Below are 22414 nucleotides of genomic sequence, written 5' to 3'. Positions count from 1 at the left end.
TTTTGATGCAATATTGCTGAAAGGATGAGAAAAGCCGTTAATATTCTATCATTTTGCTTCAATTTTCGCATTCATAAGTCGCCTTGTATATACTGAAGATGTCGGCTATTATCTTTACCTTAAGTAGAAAAAGGGAATAAAACAATATAAGTGTAAATAAGAGAGAGAAAGGCGGATTTACTTATGACAGAATTGAATAAGAAAGTGGCAGTCATTACAGGCGCAAGCAGCGGTATCGGGAAAGGCATTGCCTTAAAGCTTTCAAATGAAGGCGCAACTGTAGTGCTTGTTGCTCGTGATGAAAAGAAACTAGACCAAGTTTCAACTGAATTACGTAAAGCAGGCGCAAAAAACTATGAAATTATCAGCGCTGATGTCACAAACCGTGAAGATATTGATCGTGCAGTACAACAAGCTGTAGAAGAATTCGGGAAAGTCGATATTTTAGTCAACAGTGCAGGTCAAATGAAATCGTCTGCGATTACAGAAGGTGAAGTACAAGCTTGGGACGATATGATTGATGTAAACCTTAAAGGTACATTATACGCAATCAATGCGGTTATGCCGCACTTCCAACAACAGCAAAGCGGTCATATCGTTAACATCGCTTCAATTTCGGGCTTTGAAGTGACAAAATCAAGCGCGTTATACAGCGCCACAAAAGCAGCTGTCCATGCGATTACACAAGGTTTAGAAAAAGAACTCGCAAAAACAGGCATTCGTTCTACCAGCATTTCACCAGGTATGGTCGACACAGCTATGACTAGTGATACAGATTGGGGTTCACGTAAAATGTTAGAACCTAAAGATATCGCAAATGCGGTAGTCTATGCGTTAACACAACCTAGTCATGTCAATGTGAATGAAATTACAGTACGCCCTGTTTAATATACAACTAAACAGCTTTAAACAATGAAAGTCAGGCAACACGCCTGACTTTTTACATATATAAACATATAAGTTGGATCTATATTCAACGCATACCTTTACTTTAAATTTCCGGTTTGAACAAGATAAAATAAATACTAAATAAGACCAGATATACACCCATGAAAATACCGACACGTTTCAACAAGTATAAACCTGTATTAGAACGGTTTTTAATGAAGCGATTCGAAATCAAGTTTGTGACGATAAAGCTGATAAAAATAATAATGACATAAATCAAAGCTGTCGTATCCATTGCGGTACTCCTTCATATTGTTATTTAGTTTAATGTATCACAACTTGGTGTTGAATCCTATGTAGAATTTCTATAATTAAAGATCAATCCATTTAATCTTTAAAATATTCGTTTTAAGGGAAAGATTGGTATAGAATAGATATAATACAATCTTACAATGCACGGGGTGACGCACATGAATTACTTGGAAGAACAAAAACATAAATATATCGAATTAGCCGAAGCCATCGAATTCCATAATGCTGATTATAAAATAGATGATGCAGAGAAAATGTCTGTTCAAGAAATCTGTACGGATTATGGAAAGTATACGACGTTAAAAGAAAGACAAGTCTTAGAATCTATCTTGAAGTATCATCCTGAAGTCACAATCATTTCAGAAGACAAAGCCGATGAATTAAAAATATTAAGAAGAACAGATTTCGTTTATGAAATTGAGAAAAACTCTTATTTTGTAGAAACTGAGTTTTTAAACAACTTCAATAGCCACGTACTCAACCATAAATATGACTCTATCCCACCATTAGATGATGATGAAGAAGAAGCCATTCATGAAATGCGTGAAATAACACAAGCACGTAGAGATTATGAAGATTTCCAACTTGCTGACTTACTAGAGAGATACAATACTGAAGAATTAAAACAAATCTGTCGTGAATTTAAAATTACCGGCTTTTCTAAAGGAAGCAAAAGTGACATCGTTGATTTAATTCAAGATAAATTTACAAACAAAACTTCATTAATGTTCAAACGTCTCACGCAAAAAGAATTGAATTTAATTGCGTACTTCATCGCTGAAGAAAGCAACGTTATTCCTTACACGCATCTTGATGCCTTAAGTATGAAAACTTTCTTCATTCAAGTGCAAGATGACTATGAAATACTTTATATGCCGATGGATATCTTTGAAGATTTAGAGGACTACTTCGAAGAGAATGATTTGAATCCATTAGACTTCCTTGATGAAGCGGATCGTGAATTATTAGAAGAAATTGAAAAGTATCAAAAATTGAATAGCCTGCCGATTAATGAAGATGAAGATATCGATACTGCGATTTCTGCGTTTGTGGAAGCGGGCAAAGATGAAGACATGCGTGAAATGTTTAAAGAAATGTTCGACTTAAATCAAGATAGTGACGATGCGAAAGTTATGAATGCGATTATAGATGGTAAAGTCACATCTCAAGAAGAGTTGGATCAGTTCTTAAAAGAACTGCACAGTAAACCTCAAACAAAAACACAAGAACAAAATCATAAATCTTCAGGTAACGTCATTGATTTCAATCAATACCGAAGATAAAGCGATATAAGACAACACAATCGTAAATCCCCTATAAAGCCAATACTGAAAAGTACAAGCTTTATAGGGGATTTTTCAACTCAAACCTTACACCTCATTCAACCTTTTACCTTCTAATTTTAATTGGATAACACATTATACCGTGATACACTGTCAGTGAAGTAAGTAGAATTACACTTACATTCAATTCGCGACACAAAAAAATAAAAGGAGCTTAACTATGACAGTCATCCAACAAATTAAAGAAGATATTGAAAAATTATTTGAAGCTGAAAGCGGCTATAAAATCTCAAAAGCTTCAGGTGTTCCCTATCAAACTGTTCAAGATTTAAGAAATAAGAAAACAAAGCTCGAAGATGCGAAATTTAAAACGATTATTAAACTTTATGACTATGCATCAAATAAACAAAGTGAAGCATAATATTAACGATAAAAGAACTTGATTCAACACATGAAAGCTGTCGAATCAAGTTCTTTTTCAATATATTAAACTTCGTCGCCATGTTCATCATATTTTGTCACATCACCGTCTGAATCAATGATATATGAACCGACTAAATTACCTTGTTTGTCTAAAATTGAGAAGCCCCAACCCCCATCATCACGACGTTCTGGTTCTTTGAAAGTATAACGGCTTGTATCTAATTGATGACCTTCATATTCTTCAACTTTATCAATCACATTTTCACGTGTCACCGTTTCTTCTGACTCTTCATCATCCTCATCAATTCCAGGTGGTGTCGCACCAATATAACTTTCAACTAGACGCACCGCTTCTTCATTCCCATCATACAACGGTACCACTTCTCCGCTATTCATAATACGTTGAGATTCCTCGCGACTATAATCTTCTTCTTGCCAACGATGATCTTGGAAATGACTCGGTACGGGATAAATTGTAATCGTACCATCTCCGTTATTTTTATAAACAACATATCCCGCAGCAGTAGGTGTACCTAACAAACTTTGAACACCTTGTTCATATCTAATCGACCCTGGTCCATACATAATCTTTCCTGACAAATCATCATGACTAATAGAGATATCTGCCGGATTTGCGCTTCGATAGCTTGGTAATGCGGCTAACCATACACGCGCAAGATATTCATCACTATTAGGATTCAAGTGACTAAATGCATTGTGTTTAGATTCAGATGCTTTTGAACCTAAATGTTTCTCGTTGTTTTCTTCACTTTTTTGATGATCTTCATGTGTAGATTGTTCTTCTGATTGATGTTCTGTCTTTTCTTGGTCAGATGATGTTTGTTTTTCTTCTTTTTGCCCACAAGCAGTTAATAATAACGACGCTGCTAAGAGTCCAGTACCTAAATATTTAATTTTGTTCATTATGTCCCTACTCTCTCTTTATAATGACTATCATACTTAATATTTAGTATACCTGAGTGGAATACAACTGTATTCATTCTTTACAAAAAAGACATATTCTGTCTATTTGTTTAAAAAAAAGAGAAACAAACATCAAAGCTTGTTTCTCCTGAAATACTTATGATTCTTTTAAATAATCATGAATGACTTCCGGACGGCCGAGTCTTAAGTCTGCCAAAATATGTTGTGCATCGACAATTTCTTTGACCGGGAAATCTGCGAGCGGCGCATTCACATGTTCAAATAATTGTAGACGCGCATCACCACGGAATGCTTCTTTAATTTGAATATCTGTAATTTGAGAACGTGTCATTTCAAGTATTCTTGGTGTCCCATCGTAATTTGGTAATTGTTTCAACATGAAGCTTGGTTTGGTAATAAGTTGTTTCGCTTCTTCTGTTTCAATCGGATGGTATTTATAGGTCATCGTTGCTTGTGCAACGCGTAATGAATGATAATCTAATGTACCTACTAATGTATCGTTATCGACATATAGTCTTGGTTCTCCGTATTTCTTTGGAAATGTTGAAAGCTCTCTGCCTAATGCAATCGCAGGTTGATTGTTTAAATACATGGATAAGTAGAACTCGCCTTCTTCTCCATTGTATTCTACTGGAATCACTTGTCCGCATTCTGTATATGAACCAAGGCCTGTACTATCAGGCATATCAATGACTTCAAATTTGATTAAGTCACTTGTCACTTTTAGCGGTTCAGGTACGACTTCCTTTAGTTTCTCAATATCCGTGCGATACACAATGTTTAAAAATTCTCTATTTCTGAAATGAACATCCACTCTTGAATATGTCGGTGCATTCACAGGTGTTGAAGCTAAGTTCATGAGTTCTTTTTTATTCAATTCTTTGCCTCCTCAATATACATTGCTTACCTAAGCTTAAAGGCAACAACTTGAATCTTCAATCATTCTATTTTACCGGCACATCCCAAGTGCTTAAGTTTTCTGCCATATCCCAGAATTTATATTCATAATAACTTGTGCGTACGACAATATCTTCTAGTCGTTTTAAGTCCGCTTCTGAACGTCCTTCTGTCACTTTATTCATCAGTTCAACACAGTCTTTCTTAAATTGTGTAAACTCCTCAGATGAATACATATCTACCCATTTTCGATATAATGGATGATCTTTCGCAGCATCTTGTTCTGCCAATTTCAAACCAATATAGTTGTAACTCCATGTACAAGTTAAAATTGCGGCAATCACATTTTCTACGCCGCCGATTTGTGCCATGTTCAACATATAACTTGTATAAGCTGTTGTAGTTTCTGCAGGTTCAGTAGCTTCTAATTCCGCTTCACTAATACCAAATTCCTTCGCATAACCACGATGCAAGTTCATTTCTGTATTCATTGTGCCATCTAATAATTGCGCATACGTCGACATCATATCTAAATCAATGGCTTTCGCGGCACCAATCGCAAACAAACGAGAATACTCAATTAAATAAATGTAATCTTGTTTCAACCAATGTTTGAATTTCTCTTCATCCAAAGAGCCGTCAGCTAACCCTTTAATAAATGGATGTTCCATGTAAGATGCCCAAATTGGCTCAACGCGTTCATATAAACGATCTGTAAATAATTGTGTCACTACAAGTTCCTCCTAATTAGATTTGATTCAATATTTTTACTGCTTATCTTTAATCTAACCTATATCGACACAATATACAAAAATACGCCGGCTTGTTTATAAACACAAGTCGACGCATTCAATTATCATGCTGAATAAAGCATGACTATTTAACATCTTGTTTGCCACCTGAAATAAATTGCGCAATCATTTGTTTAACCAATACAGCCACAACATCTAGCATCACTATCACCTCCATTGTGTGATAGTTTTAATATTTTATTTGAATTTAAAAGAACACCTTCCATTTTATGTGCTAAAGCTTTGCTCATACAAATAAACAATGGATAGCTTACAGTCTGACATTGTTTTTGGTCTCTGATGGGATAAATTTCAATATTTGTTAAAAACGTTGTAAATGCTTCTTGTCGATTTTGATATTCATTTTCTAAATTTTGTTCCCCAAACATGTAAAATATTTTTTCAAATTTTTATAATACATCTTCACCCTCTTTTTTTCTTACATACCAGTTTTTTTACCCACCTTAAGTTGGATATAAATTCAAAAAATGCCCCTTTTTTTGAATTTACAATGATTTTTTCACTTTTTAAGCTACGATTTTCAAGAAGTTGAATTATTTCCTAGGTATGATAGCATGAATACCGTCTTTGCTTTTTTTCAATACTCAAATCAGAAAGGATGTTGCAGTTTTGAAGACGACTCATAAAGAGACAAACAAGATGTTTTCACCCGTATTTACTTATGCGTCTATACTTGTAGGTTTATTAGTATTAATCGGCGCAATTTTCCCTAACCAATTCGGCAAGGTTTCTGGTGCACTTGGGGCGTGGATTACAGAAACTTTCGGTTGGTATTATATGCTCGTCTTTTCTTTCATATTGGTTTTCTGTATTTTCTTAGTTTTTAGTCCAATCGGCAAATTAAAGCTAGGTAAACCTACAGACAAACCTGAGTTCCATACAATCTCTTGGTTAACAATGTTATTTAGTGCTGGTATGGGGATTGGCTTAGTATTCTATGGGGCTTCTGAGCCTGTATCACATTATTTAACTCCTCCTACAGCTTCTGCAGAATCGAAAGCAGCACTCGCAGATTCATTACGTGCGAGTTTCTTACACTATGGCTTTCACCCTTGGGCTGTTTACGGCATCGTAGCGTTATCACTCGCTTATTTCCAATTCAGAAAAGGCGAAGTCGGTCTTATTTCTAAAACATTACGACCACTTTTAGGTAAACGTGTGGACGGTTTACCAGGTACCATTGTCGATGTTTTAGCAGTATTTGCGACAATTATCGGTGTAGCGGTATCACTTGGTGTTGGCGCGATGCAGATCAATGGTGGCTTGAATTATTTATTTGGTATTCCAAATAACAAGTTAGTTCAAGGTATTATTATCGCAGTCGTAACTGTACTTTTCTTATACAGTGCATGGAGTGGTTTAAGCAAAGGAATTCAATATTTAAGTAACTTGAATATGATTTTAGCTGCGATTCTCTTTGCGATTTTATTAGTCATTGGTCCAACTTTACTCATCTTAGACATGATGACTTCTGCGACTGGTGATTACTTAAATACTTTAATCTTTAACAGTTTAGACACCGCACCATTAAACCAACAAAAACATGACTGGATGCAGACATGGACAGTTTATTATTGGGGCTGGTGGATGAGTTGGAGTCCGTTCGTCGGTATCTTTATCGCCCGTATCTCTAAAGGACGCTCTATCAGAGAATTCGTTATGGCAGTCTTACTAGTGCCGACAATTGTCAGTATTTTCTGGTTCAGCGTATTCGGTTTAACAGGTATCAGTGTTGGACAAGAACATACTGAAATCTTTAAAATGCCACCTGAAACACAATTATTCGGTATCTTTAATGAATTGCCGATAGGCAGTGTCTTATCCATTATCGCACTCGCATTAATTGGATCATTCTTTATTACTTCTGCCGATTCAGCAACATTCGTTTTAGGTATGCAGACGGCATTTGGTACATTACGTCCAGCAGGATTCGTAAAAATTGTATGGGGACTTGCGCTTTCTGCGATCGCGTATGTATTACTGCTTGCCGGAGGCGAAACAGGATTAGACGCTCTACAATCTGCGGCGATTATCTCAGCTTTACCATTCAGTGTGGTTGTTATCTTAATGACGCTTTCATTCTATAAAGATGCGAATAGAGAGCGTAAAGCGTTAGGATTAACACTCTCACCTAATGAAGAACATACTAAGATTTTACATGCCGCATCTAAGAGACACTCATCAGAAGATCGCTCATAAATTTAACTACATGCGTATCCATACGCTTCAATTTAAGGATAAACAAAAGCAGCACCTTCTCTTCTAATTTGAGAAAGTGCTGCTTCTTTATATTAATAACGTTTATTATTTCTAGAACGCATGATCTGACGTACAATACGTGTGACTAAACGCACAATTTGTCTCACTTGTCTTTGGTTAATTTTAGCCATAATCTACCTCCAATTTTTGTAAGTATAACATGGTCCTAACACAAGACAAATTGATAACTATTTATTTTCGAAATAGTTGTGTTTTTTGAGGAACCTTTCTGCGACTACGGCCGGCTCTTGTTGTTTGCCGTCTGATTGATAATTTAACTCTTGCATTGTTTTCGTAGAGACCTTGCCTTGAAGTTTTTCTAATGAATGTTTAATTTTAGGGTTCTTTCTTAGGAAGTCGTTCTTCGCAAGTGGACTTGCGTCATATGGCGGGAAGAATTTACGGTCATCTTTTAATACTTTCAAGTTATAAGCTGAAATACGGCCATCTGTAGTATAACCTAGAGCCACATCTAATTTATTGTTTTTTACAGCATCATATACTAAGCCGATTTGCATAGGTCGGATACTTTTAAATTTGAATCCATAGGCTTTAGTGAAAGCCGGGTAACCATCGCCAGCACGTTTAATCCAAGTAGAATCTGTACCTAAACGCAACTCGTCTTTATGTTTCTTTAAATCCGAAACTGTTTCAAGATGATACTTGTCAGCCACTTCTTGTGTCACCATGAAGGCGAATGTATTTTCAAAACCATACGTATCAAAGAACGTTTGATCATATTGTTTCGTAAAGCCTTTTTGAACAACATCCATAGCCTTCTTGGTGTCAGTAATAGGTTGTTGATTTAACGCTCCTACTAAATCTGTACCTGTATAACGCGTAGAAGAAATTTGCGCATCTCCATTCAATAAGGCGTTATGTTGAATAGTAGCTGAGCCTAAGTTGTTAATAATGGTTGGTTTTACTTTCCCTTTCGTATCATGTTCAATTTGTAGGCGAATCATATGTGCCATAATTTGTGATTCACTTGTTGCGAGTGCAGTAATCTTAACGTTTTTACCTGGACCGCCATCTAAGCCAGGTAACCCACATCCAGCAAGTATAAGGACACTTGTTAAAACCATCCCCATTAAATATTTAAACTTTTTCATTACAACCCCCACATTAATTTCTTTTATAATCATTTTATTTTCACAATTAACCACTACACATTATAACACATACATTTTTTGCGCATGGCATACCGTTTCCTCCCCTAACTTCAGTCTAACCTCACACAAACGTTAGACTAACTCGGGTGCTTTGTTCCTTGTCCTCACAACATTCTTCATCATTTAATCAATCTAGACATACCTCTCTTTTTTAATTTAAAAGTTATAAAATGACAGTTGATTTTTATTGTATTTTATCTATATACTCATTACATAAAGAGAAAGAGGAGCTTAAAATCATGAAAGTTTATTGGGATTTAGGTGTAGAATTCTTAAGCCAGTTATTTACAGGTAAACTTCCGACTGTCTTTATTATCTTGGTTGTTGTTTCGATACTATTGAATTTTGTCATTGAATATATTTATGAGCGATTTGAGAAACCAGAAAAGAATATTGTCAGCTCATTTTTGGCACTACTTATTGAAGAAGTAATTGGCTTCGTTATTTTTATCTTTGCGTTTATCGCTGCGATAAAGTTTTTAGATTCAGTTACACTTTCAAATTTAACTGATACGTCTGCGATAGCTTTAGGAGAAATAACACTCGTTAGTTATGTTGTTTTTAGTGTGTTATCTTTGCCCTCTTTATTACTTCAATTTGTTGAATCTAATATTGGAAAGCTCTTAAACATTGTGGGGCAGGTCATTATTGGCGGGTTAGTTTATTATGTGTTGTTTGAAACCTTGCCGATGACTATAACTTTTGATCTTCTATATACAGTTGTCGCATTATTTATTGTGATGATCTTAAATATCGTTTTATGGTCTCTTTCTATCAATACGTTGAAAAATGAAAAAGCAGCAGATTAGTTAATTATTCACTTTGTTTTGCCATTGTTTATCGTATTGTTTTTAGCTATGTAGTTTTATCTTTTCTCTTCTTTAATCGATACAGGTTCTATGTTAGGATTGTATCTTGTAAGTGTATAAGCAATTGTTGTCCTTTTTTCGCAACCCTTGTTAAGCGGTTGCTTTTTCAATGACTTCGATACGATGCTTAATTATTTTCAATAAAAAAGAGAAAGGCAGAGAAAGATGAAAATAAAATACATACTGTTATTGACGTTATCTACAGTACTGCTCGCAGGTTGCGATTATTCAAAGAGTGAAAACCGCAATGGTTTCTTCTTTAATACTTTCGCAAAACCAATGGACAATTTACTACATTGGCTTGGTCATAATTTAAACGATAACTATGGTCTCGCAATTATCGTTATTGTATTAGCCATTCGCTTAGTTATGTTGCCGTTTATGTTAAGCCAAACTAAGAACGGTCAAATCATGCGTAAGGTTATGGATATTGCGAAACCTGAGATGAAAGAAGTACAAGAAAAAGTTAAACGTGCACGTACACAAGAAGAAAAAATGGAAGCACAACAAGAATTAATGGATGTTTATAAAAAGTACGACATGAATCCAATGAAGAGTATGCTTGGCTGTCTGCCAATCTTAATTCAAATGCCTGTACTCTTTGGTTTATATGTCTCATTAAAATGGCCTTCACATGGCGGTATCACAGATCATCCTCACTTCTTATGGTTCAAACTGACAGAACCTGATGTTTGGATTACAATCATCGCCGGTGCCCTTTACTTCTTACAATCACTTGTCAGCATTGAAAATATGCCGAAAGAACAACGTCAAATGGGTTACATGATGATGATTATCTCACCTATCTTCATCATTTATATCTCATTCACTTCAGCTGCAGCATTAGGTCTTTATTGGTCAGTCAGTGCCATCTTTATGATTGTTCAAATGTTCTTTGCGAACAGATACTACAGTAAAGTTGCGGATGAAGAAGTAGCACGTATTAAGCGCGAACAAGAGAAAAAAGAAGATAAACCTAAAAACACGAAAGTCATTTCTAAGAAGAATAAGAAAAAATAAGCATGATGAATTGGCCCGGGAAGTTATTTCCTGGGCTATATTTATATAATAAAAAGAACGTTTCTACCTGTCGTAAAAACGTTCTTTTTAATATGAATTTAGAAGAATCTTAGTAAGACGATGCCTATGAAGATACATATGATTCCTAAAATCTTACGTACATTAATCTTGTTTTTCTTCGCACCTAAAATGCCGAAGTGATCAATTATGACACCCATTAACATTTGGCCCAGCATTCCGACGATAGTCGTCAATGCAGCACCTAAATGTGGCATTAAAACGATATTCGCTGTGACAAATACCACACCAAGTACCCCACCAATAAAATAAACTGGTTTGATTTTACCTACTTCTGGTTCATAAGTTGATAATTTAAATGAACGATTTACAAACGCTGTAATGATAATTAATGCGATTGCCCCTACAGAGAATGAAATTAATGACGCAAATAACGAACTATGTACTTGTTGTCCCAACTGACTATTGATCGCAGTTTGAATCGGTGGTGCAAACCCAAAGATAAATCCTATGACTAACCACGGTAAGACTTTATTAGCTTTTTCTTCTTTAGGTTGATGTTTAACATAATTCATCACAATGATGCCAATAAATAACAATAAGACACCAATCAGCTTTAAGAATGTGAATGGTTCTATTTTAGCTCCTAACCAACCAAAGGTATCAATCATCACACCCATAATAATTTGCCCAGCAATGGTTATAATGACTGTCAATGACGCACCTAGCCTTGGAAACAGTAATAGATTTCCTGTTAAGAATAAGACACCTAATAGACCTCCAACGAACCACGTATAATTAAATGATTGACCAGAAAAGAAACTTGGTGTGAAATGTCCAGGTGCAATAATCAAGTTTACAATGAATAAAAATAGAGCGCCGACTGAAAATGAGATTGCTGAAGAATAGAATGATGAATGTGTATAGCGTATTAGTTTTGTATTAATAGAAGTTTGTACAGGAACCACCATCCCTGCAACTAAACCCAGTAAAAATAAAAACAGCATGCGCGCCCTTCTTTCCTACAATGATTAAAATAGTATAGCATAACTCAAACCTATTAGAAATCTCTGTTGTAAAATCTCCAATTGTCTCCTTTTTCAACAATTAAAAAGCTGCCAATGCGGCAGCTCCCAATCACTCTTCTTATTTACGTACTAATGCTAAAACACCTGCAACAAGTATTAAAATACCAGATAAAATTCCGAATAAACCAATGAAAATAAAGTTTAGTACGCCTCCTATAACAAGTAAAACACCCATTAAGACACGTTTTTTATTACTTAATTCCAATTGCTTTATTGACAACGAGCCTCTGAACCCTTAACAAACCCAAAACTTGTCGAATGGTCGGCTTAATAGCTCACGCTATGCCGACATTCGTCTACAAGTTTAGTTAAGGGTTCTTCTCATTGATCAATAAATTTTCTCGGCATAAAAGCTTGATTTATTTTTGTGCATGCTGTTTCTCTTAAAGATTTTTTTATTTGAACAACATAAAAATTTGATAGATAACTAAAATTACCAAGACTACATAGACATACTTACTAGATAAAAAATTCTCTAAGGCTTCTCTAAATTTCATGAATATATCTCCATTCTTTTTAACAAAGTTTATCGCAAGACTAACAAAAACTTTCAATGCTTTTATTTTTAATTTTAAGGGGAATTTTGAAGTTTCGTAAGATATTTATATAGTTTTGTATCCAAAATTCTTTATTGGCTCTTAAAACGTAAATGAGAGCTAAATAAATATATTGTGATTCCAAATCGCAAAAGATCAATCGAAACCAGTGGCGAATTTTAAACACTGCCCATTTACATGCAAACTAAAATTTTGCATAAAATCACTCAAAAAGTAACTCAGTTTTTAGTTCCAGCAGGGGCAAACTTCTGTAAAAAATATCAAAATTTCGATTTGGGGCTAATTTTCTTATAAGAGCATAAGGGAAATATGCATACATTTAAAAATGTATGGTCTGGCGAAGCCAGACATTTCAAGAGTTATAGCGTTTTTCTCGATGTATGCATTTTTTTGCAAATATACCCCAAATGTACCCCTACAAATTGTGTGTGTACCCTTAATGTACCCCTGTATCTTGTGCCTGTACCCAAATTGTACCCACCCTTTTTTAACATTTTTCAAAATAAAAAGCACTAACTTTGTAGCTAGTGCTGTAAATTTTTTAAGAAGTAATTTTGCTTTTCGAAATTCCAAATTGCAGTAATTGAATAAGCTTTTTCTTCAAGAGACCCTCATAACTCAAAATACGTTTTCTGTACAAACCTTGTTCTAAATCACTCACAATTTCTGTATCTTTTTCTTTGTTTCCTGTTAAAAAATCTGATGACTTCACCGAATATTTTGCTGTCTCTTTGATTGCTGCTTGTATATCTGAATCGCCTTTTTTATTTGGCTTGATCGCTTTAATATTTGCTACAGGTTTGTAATTAACCTTAAGTGCTTTTTGCCATAACTTAACCCATTCTGCTTGAGAAATATAATTATCTTTATTCTTAAAATAACTGTTTTCAACACATAACAACACATGCATATGCTGATTATAACTGCATTATTTACGTAATAACGCTAAGACACCCGCAGCTAAGATTAAAATACCTGCGATGATTCCATAGATACCAATTAAGAAAAAGTCTAGTACACCTGCGATAATGAGCAAGATACTCATTAATACACGCTTTCTCTTAATTAAACAACTAATTATGAATGTCGCTATACTCATCAATATAACGATAATACCTAACGTATAGATATCACTGCTTCCAGCATTTCCGACAGCTTCATTCGCACTTGCGACCATTAATGTGGAAATCCCACCAATAATCCCAAATATACTGCCGACAATGCCTAATACAATTTCTGCGATACGGTTTCTAGGTTTTTCATATCTTAATTCATCCATTTTTATAACTCACCTTTAAAACTAAAATTTATTTCTATCTACTCTTCTAACATCGCTTGATCTGCTGCTTCTTCTTGTTTTTGAAGTTCTGCATCTAATTTCGCTTGTTCTTGTGCCTCACGTGCTGCTTGTTCGTCTTGACGTTTCATTTCTGCTTCATAGGCACGTTGATCAGCTTCTTCTTGTTTTTGTCTTTGTGCTTCTTCTCGTGCATCTATTTCATCTTGGCGCTTCATCTCTGCTTCGAATTCTTTATCGATGCGATCTTGATTTTTTTGCCATTCTGCATCTTCACGTTCAAGTTGCTTTTGATATTCTTTATCCCATTCTGCTTCTAATTCATCATAAAGTTTATCAATACGTGCTGCTAAATCGTTGTATTCTTTATTTGTGACACCACGTGTGACGTGGTTCATTCTTTCTCCATCTGTTAATGCGTTATATTCATCTACTAACGCATTGTATTCTTCTGCTGTGTATGGATAATCCTCGCTATCGTCTTCAGCTTTTGATTTATCTTTCTTCGTATCCGATTGGCTGTCAGCTTCATTATAACTGCCATCTTTAATCATTGCTTGATGAAGGTTCCATTTCGCTTTAACATTTGCAGTTTTAAAATACGTGTCCATTTCTAAGGTATAGACTTTGGCTTCTGAAACATCAAATGTTAAAGTGCCTGTCGCAGTTTTACCTTGGTTTAATTGATGAGAGAAAATACCGTCTGTACCATCTCCGCCAATCCAATCTGGATACGTTTCTCCTCTGACGTTCATTGTAAATGAGCTAGAATCTACAAGTACTTGATCGCTGTTATTGTTTTTAAATTTTAATGTCACTTTTAATACTTTACCGTTATTAGGTGCTTCGTAATCTTCATAATCATTTACATACTCTGCTTTAACTACTCGAACATCTACACCGTCAGCATCAACGATTTGTCCTACTCTGAATGTTTTCATTTCTTCTGTTGCTTTACCTCTTGCTTCTGTACCTTCTGTCTTTTCTTCAGACTTTGCGCCACTGCAGGCAACTAATAAAAATAATACACTAATCATCAAAAACCAAAGTCTTTTCATCTTTCTCTCTCCGCTCTGTATTTGGTTGTGAAACGATGACATTTCAATGCATTTATCATCAAATTGTCTTTATAGGAATATTTTATAATACTTTTAAGTAAAAGCAATCTTTTTTCGAATATTTATGAAGGTTTAGTGAATATTTTTTAATTAATACTTTAGAGTATAGGTAATTCAAATTAATACTATGTATAAATATAAAAAAGCCGCCATAGGCAGCTTTTTCAATTATTGTGAATCATCTTGAGATTGATTGTTCGTATTTTGTTGTTTTTGCGCTTCAGCTTCACGTGCAGCTTGTTCATTTTGACGTTGTACTTGAGCTTCATAAGCACGTTGTTCCGCCTCTTCATGTTTGCGTCGTTGTGCTTCTTCACGCGCATTGACTTCATCTTGGCGTTTCATTTCTGCTTCAAACTCTTTATTGATACGGTCTTGATTTTTTTGCCATTCAGCCTCTTCTTCTTTTACTGCTTTTTGATAGGCAGCATCAAGCTCTTCTCCATAATCTTCTAGCAATTTATCTACACGATCAGCTAAATCATTGTATTCTTTGTTCGTAACTCCACGTGTGACATGGTTCATACGTTCACCTTTTGTGAAGGCATTGTATAAATCAACTAACGCATTATATTCATCTGCAGAATAAGGATAGTCTTTTTCTTTAGATGATTTTTCAGAACTTTTCTCTTTAGTATCAGATGCTGCTGCTTTATTTGTATCGTTTTGACTGTCACCTTTTTTAATCATTGCTTGGTGGATGTTCCATTTACCTTTAACATTTTTCTTTTTAAACTGCGCATCCATTTCTAATGTATAGACTTTAGCGTCTGGTACATCGAACGTCAAAGATTCTACTGCAGTTTTTCCATGACTGAGTTGATGCGTGAAACTTCCTTCTGAATGATTACCGCCAACCCAGTCTGGATACGTTTCTCCTCTAATCGTCATTGCGAATGCGCTAGAATCCACAACCACTTTTGGTTTATTATTATTTTTAAATTTCAAAGTTACTTGTAATGCTTTCCCGTTCTTTGGTGCATCAATATCACTGTAGTTATTAATGTATTCCGCTTTGATAACTTGAACATCCACACCATCGGCATCTACTATTTGTCCAATTTTGAATGTCTGCATTTGATCAGTGGCTTTACCTTTTTTAATTGTTTCGTCTGATTGATCATGTGATTTCAAACCGAAACAGCCCGCTAATAAAAATAATGCACTGATTACAATTAACCAAAGTTTTTTCATTGATATCTCTCCGCTCTGTCTTAGTTGTAAGTATCATAGATGTCTAATGGAGACATTTATTTTCTTATATAACACTATCTTATATTACTTTTAACCAAAATCAATCTATTTTTAAGTTTTTGTTAAGCTCATGTGAAATATTTTTTATTTCCACGTTTAAAATGCTGAAAGTATAGGAATTCAGCGATTTTCTTTCTATTAATTTTTGTTGATTTTGAACAAAAAAGGGTTAACTTACACGGAATAGGTAATACAAATAAAAGCGAGTCATATATTCATACAAATAAATGAATATTTTTCTTTTTGTTATCGCTAAAAATGCACCTTTAAAGACACCTTATGCATAACGTTAACTTCTCAGACAAATTTAAAGTTATAACTAAATAATTGTGCAAAATTTCATTGACGAAACCAATAGAAAGCGTTTACAATTAATGTGAAATCAATCACATAGAGGAGTTGTATTAGAATGCAAAACTTAAGAAATAGACATTTCCTAACATTATTAGATTTTTCACAGAAAGAGATGGAGTTCCTACTGAACTTATCAGAAGATTTAAAACGTGCAAAATACGCAGGTATTGAGCAACAAACACTTAAAGGAAAAAACATTGCATTAATTTTCGAAAAAGACTCAACTCGTACTCGTTGCGCATTTGAAGTTGCGGCAGCTGACCAAGGTGCAAGCACTACTTACCTTGGACCAACTGGTTCTCAAATGGGCAAAAAAGAAACAGCAGCAGATACAGCACGCGTTTTAGGCGGCATGTATGACGGCATCGAATATCGCGGATTCTCTCAACGTACTGTTGAAACATTAGCTGAAGAATCAGGCGTGCCGGTATGGAACGGTTTAACTGACGAAGATCACCCAACACAAGTATTAGCTGACTTCCTAACAGCTAAAGAAGTATTGAAAAAACCTTATCACGAAATCAACTTCACTTACGTAGGCGATGGTCGCAACAACGTTGCGAATGCGTTGATGCAAGGTGCAGCAATCATGGGTATGCGTTTCAACCTTGTTTGCCCTAAAGAATTGAATCCTACGGATGAATTATTGAACCGTTGTAAAGAAATCGCTGAAGAAAACGGCGGCGAAATCTTAGTAACAGACGACATTGATAAAGGTGTTAAAGGTTCAGACGTACTTTACACAGACGTATGGGTATCTATGGGTGAGCCAGACGAAGTTTGGGAAGAACGTATCAAATTATTGAAACCTTACCAAGTAAACCAAGACATGATCGAAAAAACAGGTAACCCACGTGTTATCTTCGAACACTGCTTACCTTCTTTCCACAACACTGACACAACAATCGGTAAACAAATCTTTGATAAACACGGCTTAAAAGAAATGGAAGTTACAGATGAAGTCTTCGAAGGCAAACACTCTGTTGTATTCCAAGAAGCTGAAAACCGTATGCACACTATCAAAGCTGTGATGGTTGCGACTCTAGGAGATATTGGATAAGGAGGACACAAAGTATGGCTAAAATCGTAGTAGCATTAGGAGGAAATGCCTTAGGCAATTCCCCACAAGAACAATTAAAGCTAGTGGAAAACACATCAAAATCACTTGTAGCATTGATTCAAAAAGGCCACGAAGTAGTCATCAGTCACGGCAACGGTCCGCAAGTCGGCAGTATCAACCTAGGATTAAACTTTGCGGCAGAACATGATCAAGGTCCAGCCTTCCCATTCCCAGAATGTGGTGCAATGAGTCAGGCGTACATTGGTTATCAACTACAACAAAGTTTACAAAACGAACTACACAATTTAGATATTAAGAAACCTGTTGTGACTTTAGTCACACAAACAGTGGTTTCTAAAGAAGACCCAGCATTTGAAAATCCAACAAAACCAATTGGTAAATTCTATGACAAAGATTTAGCAGATACAATTGCTAAAGAACGTAAATACACATTCGTAGAAGATTCTGGTCGTGGCTACCGTCGTGTAGTCCCTTCTCCACAGCCAATTGAAATTGTTGAGCTACCAAGTATTGAAGATTTAATCAATAACGGATCACTCGTTATTGCTGGTGGTGGCGGCGGTATCCCTGTTGTTAAAGACGACCGCGGCGACTTACACGGTGTAGACGCAGTAATCGACAAAGATAAATCAAGTGCGATTCTTGCGGCACACATCAAATCTGATAAGTTAATCATTTTAACTGCAGTCGATTATATCTTCATCAACTTCGGTAAAGAAAACGAAGAAAAATTAACTAAAGTCACTACTGCTGATATGGAAAAATATATTGAAGAAGGTCAATTCGCTAAAGGTAGTATGTTACCTAAAGTTGAAGCATCTCTTCAATTCATTGAAAAGAACCCAGAAGGCGAAGTACTCATTACTTCTCTAGAAAATCTAGATGCTGCATTAGAAGGCAAAGTGGGTACAGTGATTACAAAATAATTCGCTATTGATGGTAGGTAATGCTCAATAGATAGTGAATCATGACAGATATATTGATTATAAAAAGTGCCTGAACATGCTTGAACAATCTCACATTTGTTACAACTTGTTCAGGCCTTTTATAAATATTTTGTTACATAATTTATATTCAAGTCCTATCATACACAGAATTTTGAATGAGCGGATCTCGCTGATTCAAAAAAATTTTACGCAAAAATAAAGAGTATTCTTACACTTTAATCTTTGATAACTTTTTTAAGTCCTGCGTTGGATAGCTTTTGAATATAAATTTAACAGCCGAAGAATGTCAAAGTCTATATATCTATCGATAGTCTCTATGACATTTGAAGCTGGAACCAATATATAAATAAAGCGTATGGGCTGAATAAAATGTATCTTGTCTTTTTTATCTGACATTCGAATATGATAACTGCATTTTTGAGATTCCCTTGCTTATAAGGAGATGATTATAATGGATCATGCAAATCAAATGGATGCTGCTAAAGAATCAACAGAGCCCCCTAAAAAGAAGAAAAAATTTAAACTTCGTATGCCTGGTGCCTTTGCCATTTTGTTCATTTTAACAATCGTTGCTGTTATTGCGACATGGCTGATTCCAGCGGGTGCGTATTCTAAATTATCTTATGAACCAGGGTCTGATCAATTAAAAATTGAAAACCCTCATAAAGAAATTAAGAAAGTGCCGGGAACCCAAGAAGAATTAGATAAAATGGGCGTCAAAATCAACATAGAACAGTTTGAATCCGGCGCAATTAATAAACCTATTTCTATCCCAGATACTTACGAAAGATTAAAACAAAATCCAGCAGGACCTGACCAAATTACAAGCGCAATGGTTCACGGAACAATCGAAGCCGTTGATATTATGGTATTCATCTTTGTACTCGGTGGACTGATTGGTGTTGTAAGTGCCAGTGGTTCATTTGAATCTGGATTACTTGCGTTAACGAAAAAGACTAAAGGTCATGAGTTTATGCTCATCTTCATGGTTTCTATCCTGATGGTACTTGGAGGAACCTTGTGTGGTATTGAAGAAGAGGCCGTCGCCTTCTATCCAATACTGGTGCCAATATTCATAGCAATGGGTTATGACTCAATTGTCTGTGTAGGGGCCATATTCTTGGCCAGTTCCGTCGGAACAACCTTCTCAACAATTAACCCATTCTCAGTAGTTATCGCCTCTAACGCTGCAGGTATTGCCTTCACTGAAGGGCTATATTGGCGTATCGCAGGTTGTATCATTGGTGCAATCTTTGTTATTGGTTATTTATATTGGTATACACAAAAAATCAAAAAGAATCCAAAAGCTTCTTACTCTTATGAAGACCGTGAGAAATTCAATGAACAATGGTCTGTTATGGGTAAAGATGCACATGCGGATCAATTCACTTGGCGTAAGAAAATCATTTTAATCTTGTTCGTTATCCCATTCCCACTTATGGTTTGGGGTGTAATGACTCAAGGTTGGTGGTTCCCAGTCATGGCCGCAATGTTCTTATCTGTAACGATTATTATCATGTTCATTGCAGGTATGGGTAAACAAGGATTAGGAGAAAAAGGAACAGTCGATGCCTTTATTAATGGTGCTTCTAGTTTAGTAGGTGTATCATTAATCATCGGTTTGGCGCGTGGTATTAACTTAGTTATGAATGAAGGGTTAATTTCAGATACAATCTTGAAATTCTCATCTGACATCGTATCTCATGTGAGTGGTCCGATATTCATTATTATCTTATTGATTATCTTCTTCTTCCTAGGATTTATCGTACCATCATCTTCTGGTCTAGCAGTACTGTCTATGCCGATTTTCGCACCGCTAGCAGATACTGTTGGCATTCCAAGATTTGTTATTGTAACTGCTTATCAATTCGGACAATACGCAATGTTATTCTTAGCACCTACAGGACTTGTAATGGCAACATTACAAATGTTGGATATGAGATACTCACACTGGTTCCGATTCGTATGGCCAGTTGTAGTATTCGTACTTGTATTCGGTGGTGCAATGTTAGTAACACAAGTATTAATCTACTCATAATTAAAACAAAATTAAATAGGTATTCTGAAGCAGAGATCTGAATAGGTCTCTGCTTTTACATTTATAATAGGAAGAAACTCATGATTTTTTAGCAAAACAGTAAAATTAGTGTATCTATCCAGTAAAAAAAGTGATAGTAAATGGATCGCTGAACAAGTAATATTTTATTACATTGACGAATAACAAATTTATGTATAAATAAAAGAGGCTCATCGCAAACAATTACGATAAGCCTCCACACTTATGAATGATAAAAAAATATTAAATTTAATGATTTTTAATGATACGCATCCAACATATCTTAAAAAATTCTACTTGATTTTAAAGCTGTGGTTTAAACCGCTGCAGTAATTCTCTTTTTCTCATACTGCATCAATTTAAACCCACCGATATGGTGTTTAATAATAATAGGGACACTAACTTTTTTACGCATCCTATTTGTGACGATTTCTCTCTCTATGTCTCAAATAAAAATTCATTTTCTTTTTCTCTCGAATTTTGTATTACAAATTTTCTATATCTCATTGTGATACGAACTTGTAAATAATAGTTGTATCCTTAAAGAAGGAGTGAATTTCTAATACCGATGTTTGTCTAACTGGATTTCTAACCAGAAATAATATAACCGTTATGCGAAAGATTGCCTTTCGTTAGTTATTTTTTTACCAGCTACAAACCTAATCGGTCAGGTCAATTGAATTACTGTGCTGTTAAACCTTCATGAAGTTCGATCTCTATTTATAAACTCAGCAATTCAATCTTGCACAGTACGCGCACCTTTCACAGCTGCAAATACAAATTGGACTTTGGCCTGTTTTTCTCTCAATTTGTATCAAAGTTGGATTCCTTTTTTGAGAGGTGTTTGTCTTGTGCATGGCTAAATATTAGCATCATGTTTTTTGATAGTCAAGAAAAATCTTAAAATTTTTATAGATTTTTTTACAATCATTACGGTTTCATACAATTTCTTGGTGGTTATCACTATCATAAAGTAAAAAATGTTATTTTTCTAAAACCGCACCACAACAACGATTAAAGTAATTTAGCAATATCAAAAAAATCTTGAATTTGTGTTTTTCGAGTTTTAGTGTTGAAAAAACCTTTGTGGTTTACGATAATTTTTTCGCTATATATGAAGTAAAATATCATCGTGATTTTTTTAATAAAAGTTCTTTACTTATCAAAAGTTATCCTATATACTTTTTCTTGTCTTCAAAGCAAGACAAAGATGCTGTCATTTTCTTTTTTGTTTTGAAGCGCAACTTTTAAATTCACAACTTGATGACCCGCCCTTTTTGGGCGGTTTTTTGTTTCTAACAAAGCAAAAAGGCCAGATCATAAAGATAACTTTATGATCCAGCCCAATCAGAATAGAATGTCTAGTCTCATGCTAGAAACGGTTATGTAGCTTCTCGGAAAGACTACATGCTAAAATCTTAGCACTCCCCTATTTCTATTGTCAATCTAATATTTTAAATTTTAAATGAATGTAACCACGCTTTAATTTCTGATAAAAACATACATCTTCTTATCGTTTGCAATATATTCAATTAATCAAAAGAATGGTTAGCTTCTCATTAAATACATCAACCGTTTTAAAATCATATTAAGCAGCTATTTAAAGGCATTCAAACATTCTCTCTGTTTATATTCTAAGTCCTTTTTCATTGTTTGAAATTCAGTATTATCAAACTGTTTTATTATTTTATCGAAAAAGGTGTTTACAAAAATTAAAAAGCACTTTATAATTCAACTATCTCATTACCTCTCTTTGAGGTACAT

Annotated in this window: 20 protein-coding genes and 1 pseudogene; 9 read left to right on the top strand and 12 right to left on the bottom strand. The window is 35.0% G+C overall.

Annotated features, from left to right (window positions below; all coding sequences use genetic code 11):
* Positions 1-183 precede the first annotated feature (183 nt).
* On the top strand, positions 184-888 hold the full coding sequence (locus MUA87_RS01205; RefSeq protein WP_002480053.1) for an SDR family oxidoreductase: 705 nt from the start codon (positions 184-186) through the stop codon (positions 886-888).
* A gap of 103 nt (positions 889-991) precedes the next feature.
* Here the strand turns inward: MUA87_RS01205 and MUA87_RS01200 are convergent, their stop codons facing one another.
* On the bottom strand, positions 992-1183 hold the full coding sequence (locus tag MUA87_RS01200) for a hypothetical protein (RefSeq protein ID WP_262551144.1): 192 nt from the start codon (positions 1181-1183) through the stop codon (positions 992-994).
* A 175-nt stretch (positions 1184-1358) separates the two neighbouring features.
* Here MUA87_RS01200 and MUA87_RS01195 point away from each other — a divergent pair, with 175 nt between their 5' ends.
* Complete coding sequence (locus MUA87_RS01195; RefSeq protein ID WP_262551143.1) at positions 1359-2483, top strand: PDDEXK family nuclease; 1125 nt, start codon at positions 1359-1361, stop codon at positions 2481-2483.
* 220 nt (positions 2484-2703) lie between these two features.
* Positions 2704-2904, top strand: coding sequence for a hypothetical protein (locus MUA87_RS01190; protein WP_119564267.1), 201 nt, complete (start codon positions 2704-2706; stop codon positions 2902-2904).
* A 65-nt stretch (positions 2905-2969) separates the two neighbouring features.
* On the opposite strand, the gene MUA87_RS01185 is transcribed toward MUA87_RS01190, so the two are convergent.
* The 4 genes from MUA87_RS01185 to MUA87_RS01170 all read right to left on the bottom strand — a co-directional run bounded on the left by MUA87_RS01185 (position 2970) and on the right by MUA87_RS01170 (position 5928).
* Positions 2970-3830: a hypothetical protein gene (locus MUA87_RS01185; RefSeq protein ID WP_105967120.1), complete on the bottom strand. Its 861-nt coding sequence runs from the start codon at positions 3828-3830 to the stop codon at positions 2970-2972.
* 157 nt (positions 3831-3987) lie between these two features.
* Positions 3988-4728 carry an acetoacetate decarboxylase gene (locus tag MUA87_RS01180; RefSeq protein WP_002480058.1) on the bottom strand — a complete coding sequence of 247 codons (741 nt, stop codon included), beginning with the start codon at positions 4726-4728 and terminating at the stop codon, positions 3988-3990.
* A 67-nt stretch (positions 4729-4795) separates the two neighbouring features.
* A complete protein-coding gene (tenA, locus tag MUA87_RS01175) occupies positions 4796-5479 on the bottom strand; it encodes a thiaminase II (RefSeq protein ID WP_002480059.1) in 684 nt (227 codons plus the stop codon).
* A gap of 194 nt (positions 5480-5673) precedes the next feature.
* The gene (locus MUA87_RS01170) at positions 5674-5928 is read right to left on the bottom strand and encodes a hypothetical protein (protein WP_262551139.1); all 255 of its coding nucleotides are present in this window, start codon (positions 5926-5928) and stop codon (positions 5674-5676) included.
* A gap of 271 nt (positions 5929-6199) precedes the next feature.
* Here MUA87_RS01170 and MUA87_RS01165 point away from each other — a divergent pair, with 271 nt between their 5' ends.
* A complete protein-coding gene (locus MUA87_RS01165) occupies positions 6200-7759 on the top strand; it encodes a BCCT family transporter (RefSeq protein WP_262551391.1) in 1560 nt (519 codons plus the stop codon).
* Positions 7760-8007: 248 nt separating this feature from the next.
* Here MUA87_RS01165 and MUA87_RS01160 read toward each other — a convergent pair whose 3' ends face one another.
* Complete coding sequence (locus MUA87_RS01160; protein WP_262551137.1) at positions 8008-8931, bottom strand: osmoprotectant ABC transporter substrate-binding protein; 924 nt, start codon at positions 8929-8931, stop codon at positions 8008-8010.
* A 299-nt stretch (positions 8932-9230) separates the two neighbouring features.
* Between MUA87_RS01160 and MUA87_RS01155 the strand changes: the two genes are divergently transcribed.
* Together MUA87_RS01155 and yidC are read left to right on the top strand one after the other, a co-directional pair.
* The gene (locus MUA87_RS01155) at positions 9231-9800 is read left to right on the top strand and encodes a hypothetical protein (protein ID WP_262547166.1); all 570 of its coding nucleotides are present in this window, start codon (positions 9231-9233) and stop codon (positions 9798-9800) included.
* A gap of 225 nt (positions 9801-10025) precedes the next feature.
* Complete coding sequence (gene yidC / locus MUA87_RS01150) at positions 10026-10880, top strand: membrane protein insertase YidC (protein ID WP_262551136.1); 855 nt, start codon at positions 10026-10028, stop codon at positions 10878-10880.
* A 98-nt stretch (positions 10881-10978) separates the two neighbouring features.
* On the opposite strand, the gene MUA87_RS01145 is transcribed toward yidC, so the two are convergent.
* The 6 genes and pseudogenes from MUA87_RS01145 to MUA87_RS01120 all read right to left on the bottom strand — a co-directional run bounded on the left by MUA87_RS01145 (position 10979) and on the right by MUA87_RS01120 (position 16152).
* Positions 10979-11905 carry a DMT family transporter gene (locus MUA87_RS01145; protein WP_262551134.1) on the bottom strand — a complete coding sequence of 309 codons (927 nt, stop codon included), beginning with the start codon at positions 11903-11905 and terminating at the stop codon, positions 10979-10981.
* A 139-nt stretch (positions 11906-12044) separates the two neighbouring features.
* The gene (locus MUA87_RS01140; RefSeq protein ID WP_176746758.1) at positions 12045-12206 is read right to left on the bottom strand and encodes a hypothetical protein; all 162 of its coding nucleotides are present in this window, start codon (positions 12204-12206) and stop codon (positions 12045-12047) included.
* An 861-nt stretch (positions 12207-13067) separates the two neighbouring features.
* A pseudogene (locus MUA87_RS01135) lies at positions 13068-13468 on the bottom strand (protein rep); the annotation flags it as partial.
* Between the two features lie 3 nt (positions 13469-13471).
* Entirely contained in the window at positions 13472-13822 is a 351-nt protein-coding gene (locus MUA87_RS01130) for a DUF4064 domain-containing protein (protein WP_023016211.1), read from the bottom strand.
* A 38-nt stretch (positions 13823-13860) separates the two neighbouring features.
* The gene (locus MUA87_RS01125) at positions 13861-14898 is read right to left on the bottom strand and encodes a DUF4352 domain-containing protein (RefSeq protein WP_262551133.1); all 1038 of its coding nucleotides are present in this window, start codon (positions 14896-14898) and stop codon (positions 13861-13863) included.
* Positions 14899-15126: 228 nt separating this feature from the next.
* Positions 15127-16152, bottom strand: a complete 1026-nt coding sequence (locus tag MUA87_RS01120) for a DUF4352 domain-containing protein (protein WP_262551131.1) — start codon at positions 16150-16152, stop codon at positions 15127-15129.
* A 469-nt stretch (positions 16153-16621) separates the two neighbouring features.
* Between MUA87_RS01120 and argF the strand changes: the two genes are divergently transcribed.
* The 3 genes from argF to MUA87_RS01105 all read left to right on the top strand — a co-directional run bounded on the left by argF (position 16622) and on the right by MUA87_RS01105 (position 20632).
* Positions 16622-17626, top strand: a complete 1005-nt coding sequence (gene argF / locus MUA87_RS01115; RefSeq protein ID WP_107587673.1) for an ornithine carbamoyltransferase — start codon at positions 16622-16624, stop codon at positions 17624-17626.
* A 14-nt stretch (positions 17627-17640) separates the two neighbouring features.
* The gene (arcC, locus tag MUA87_RS01110) at positions 17641-18573 is read left to right on the top strand and encodes a carbamate kinase (protein WP_002480072.1); all 933 of its coding nucleotides are present in this window, start codon (positions 17641-17643) and stop codon (positions 18571-18573) included.
* A gap of 490 nt (positions 18574-19063) precedes the next feature.
* Entirely contained in the window at positions 19064-20632 is a 1569-nt protein-coding gene (locus MUA87_RS01105) for a YfcC family protein (protein WP_031262850.1), read from the top strand.
* Positions 20633-22414: the final 1782 nt, after the last annotated feature.

The sequence above is a fragment of the Staphylococcus simulans genome (assembly GCF_025561465.1).
Lineage (GTDB): Bacteria > Bacillota > Bacilli > Staphylococcales > Staphylococcaceae > Staphylococcus > Staphylococcus simulans.
The sequence above is the reverse complement of the archived record's forward strand: the minus strand, read 5'-3'. Positions and strand labels throughout refer to the sequence as shown.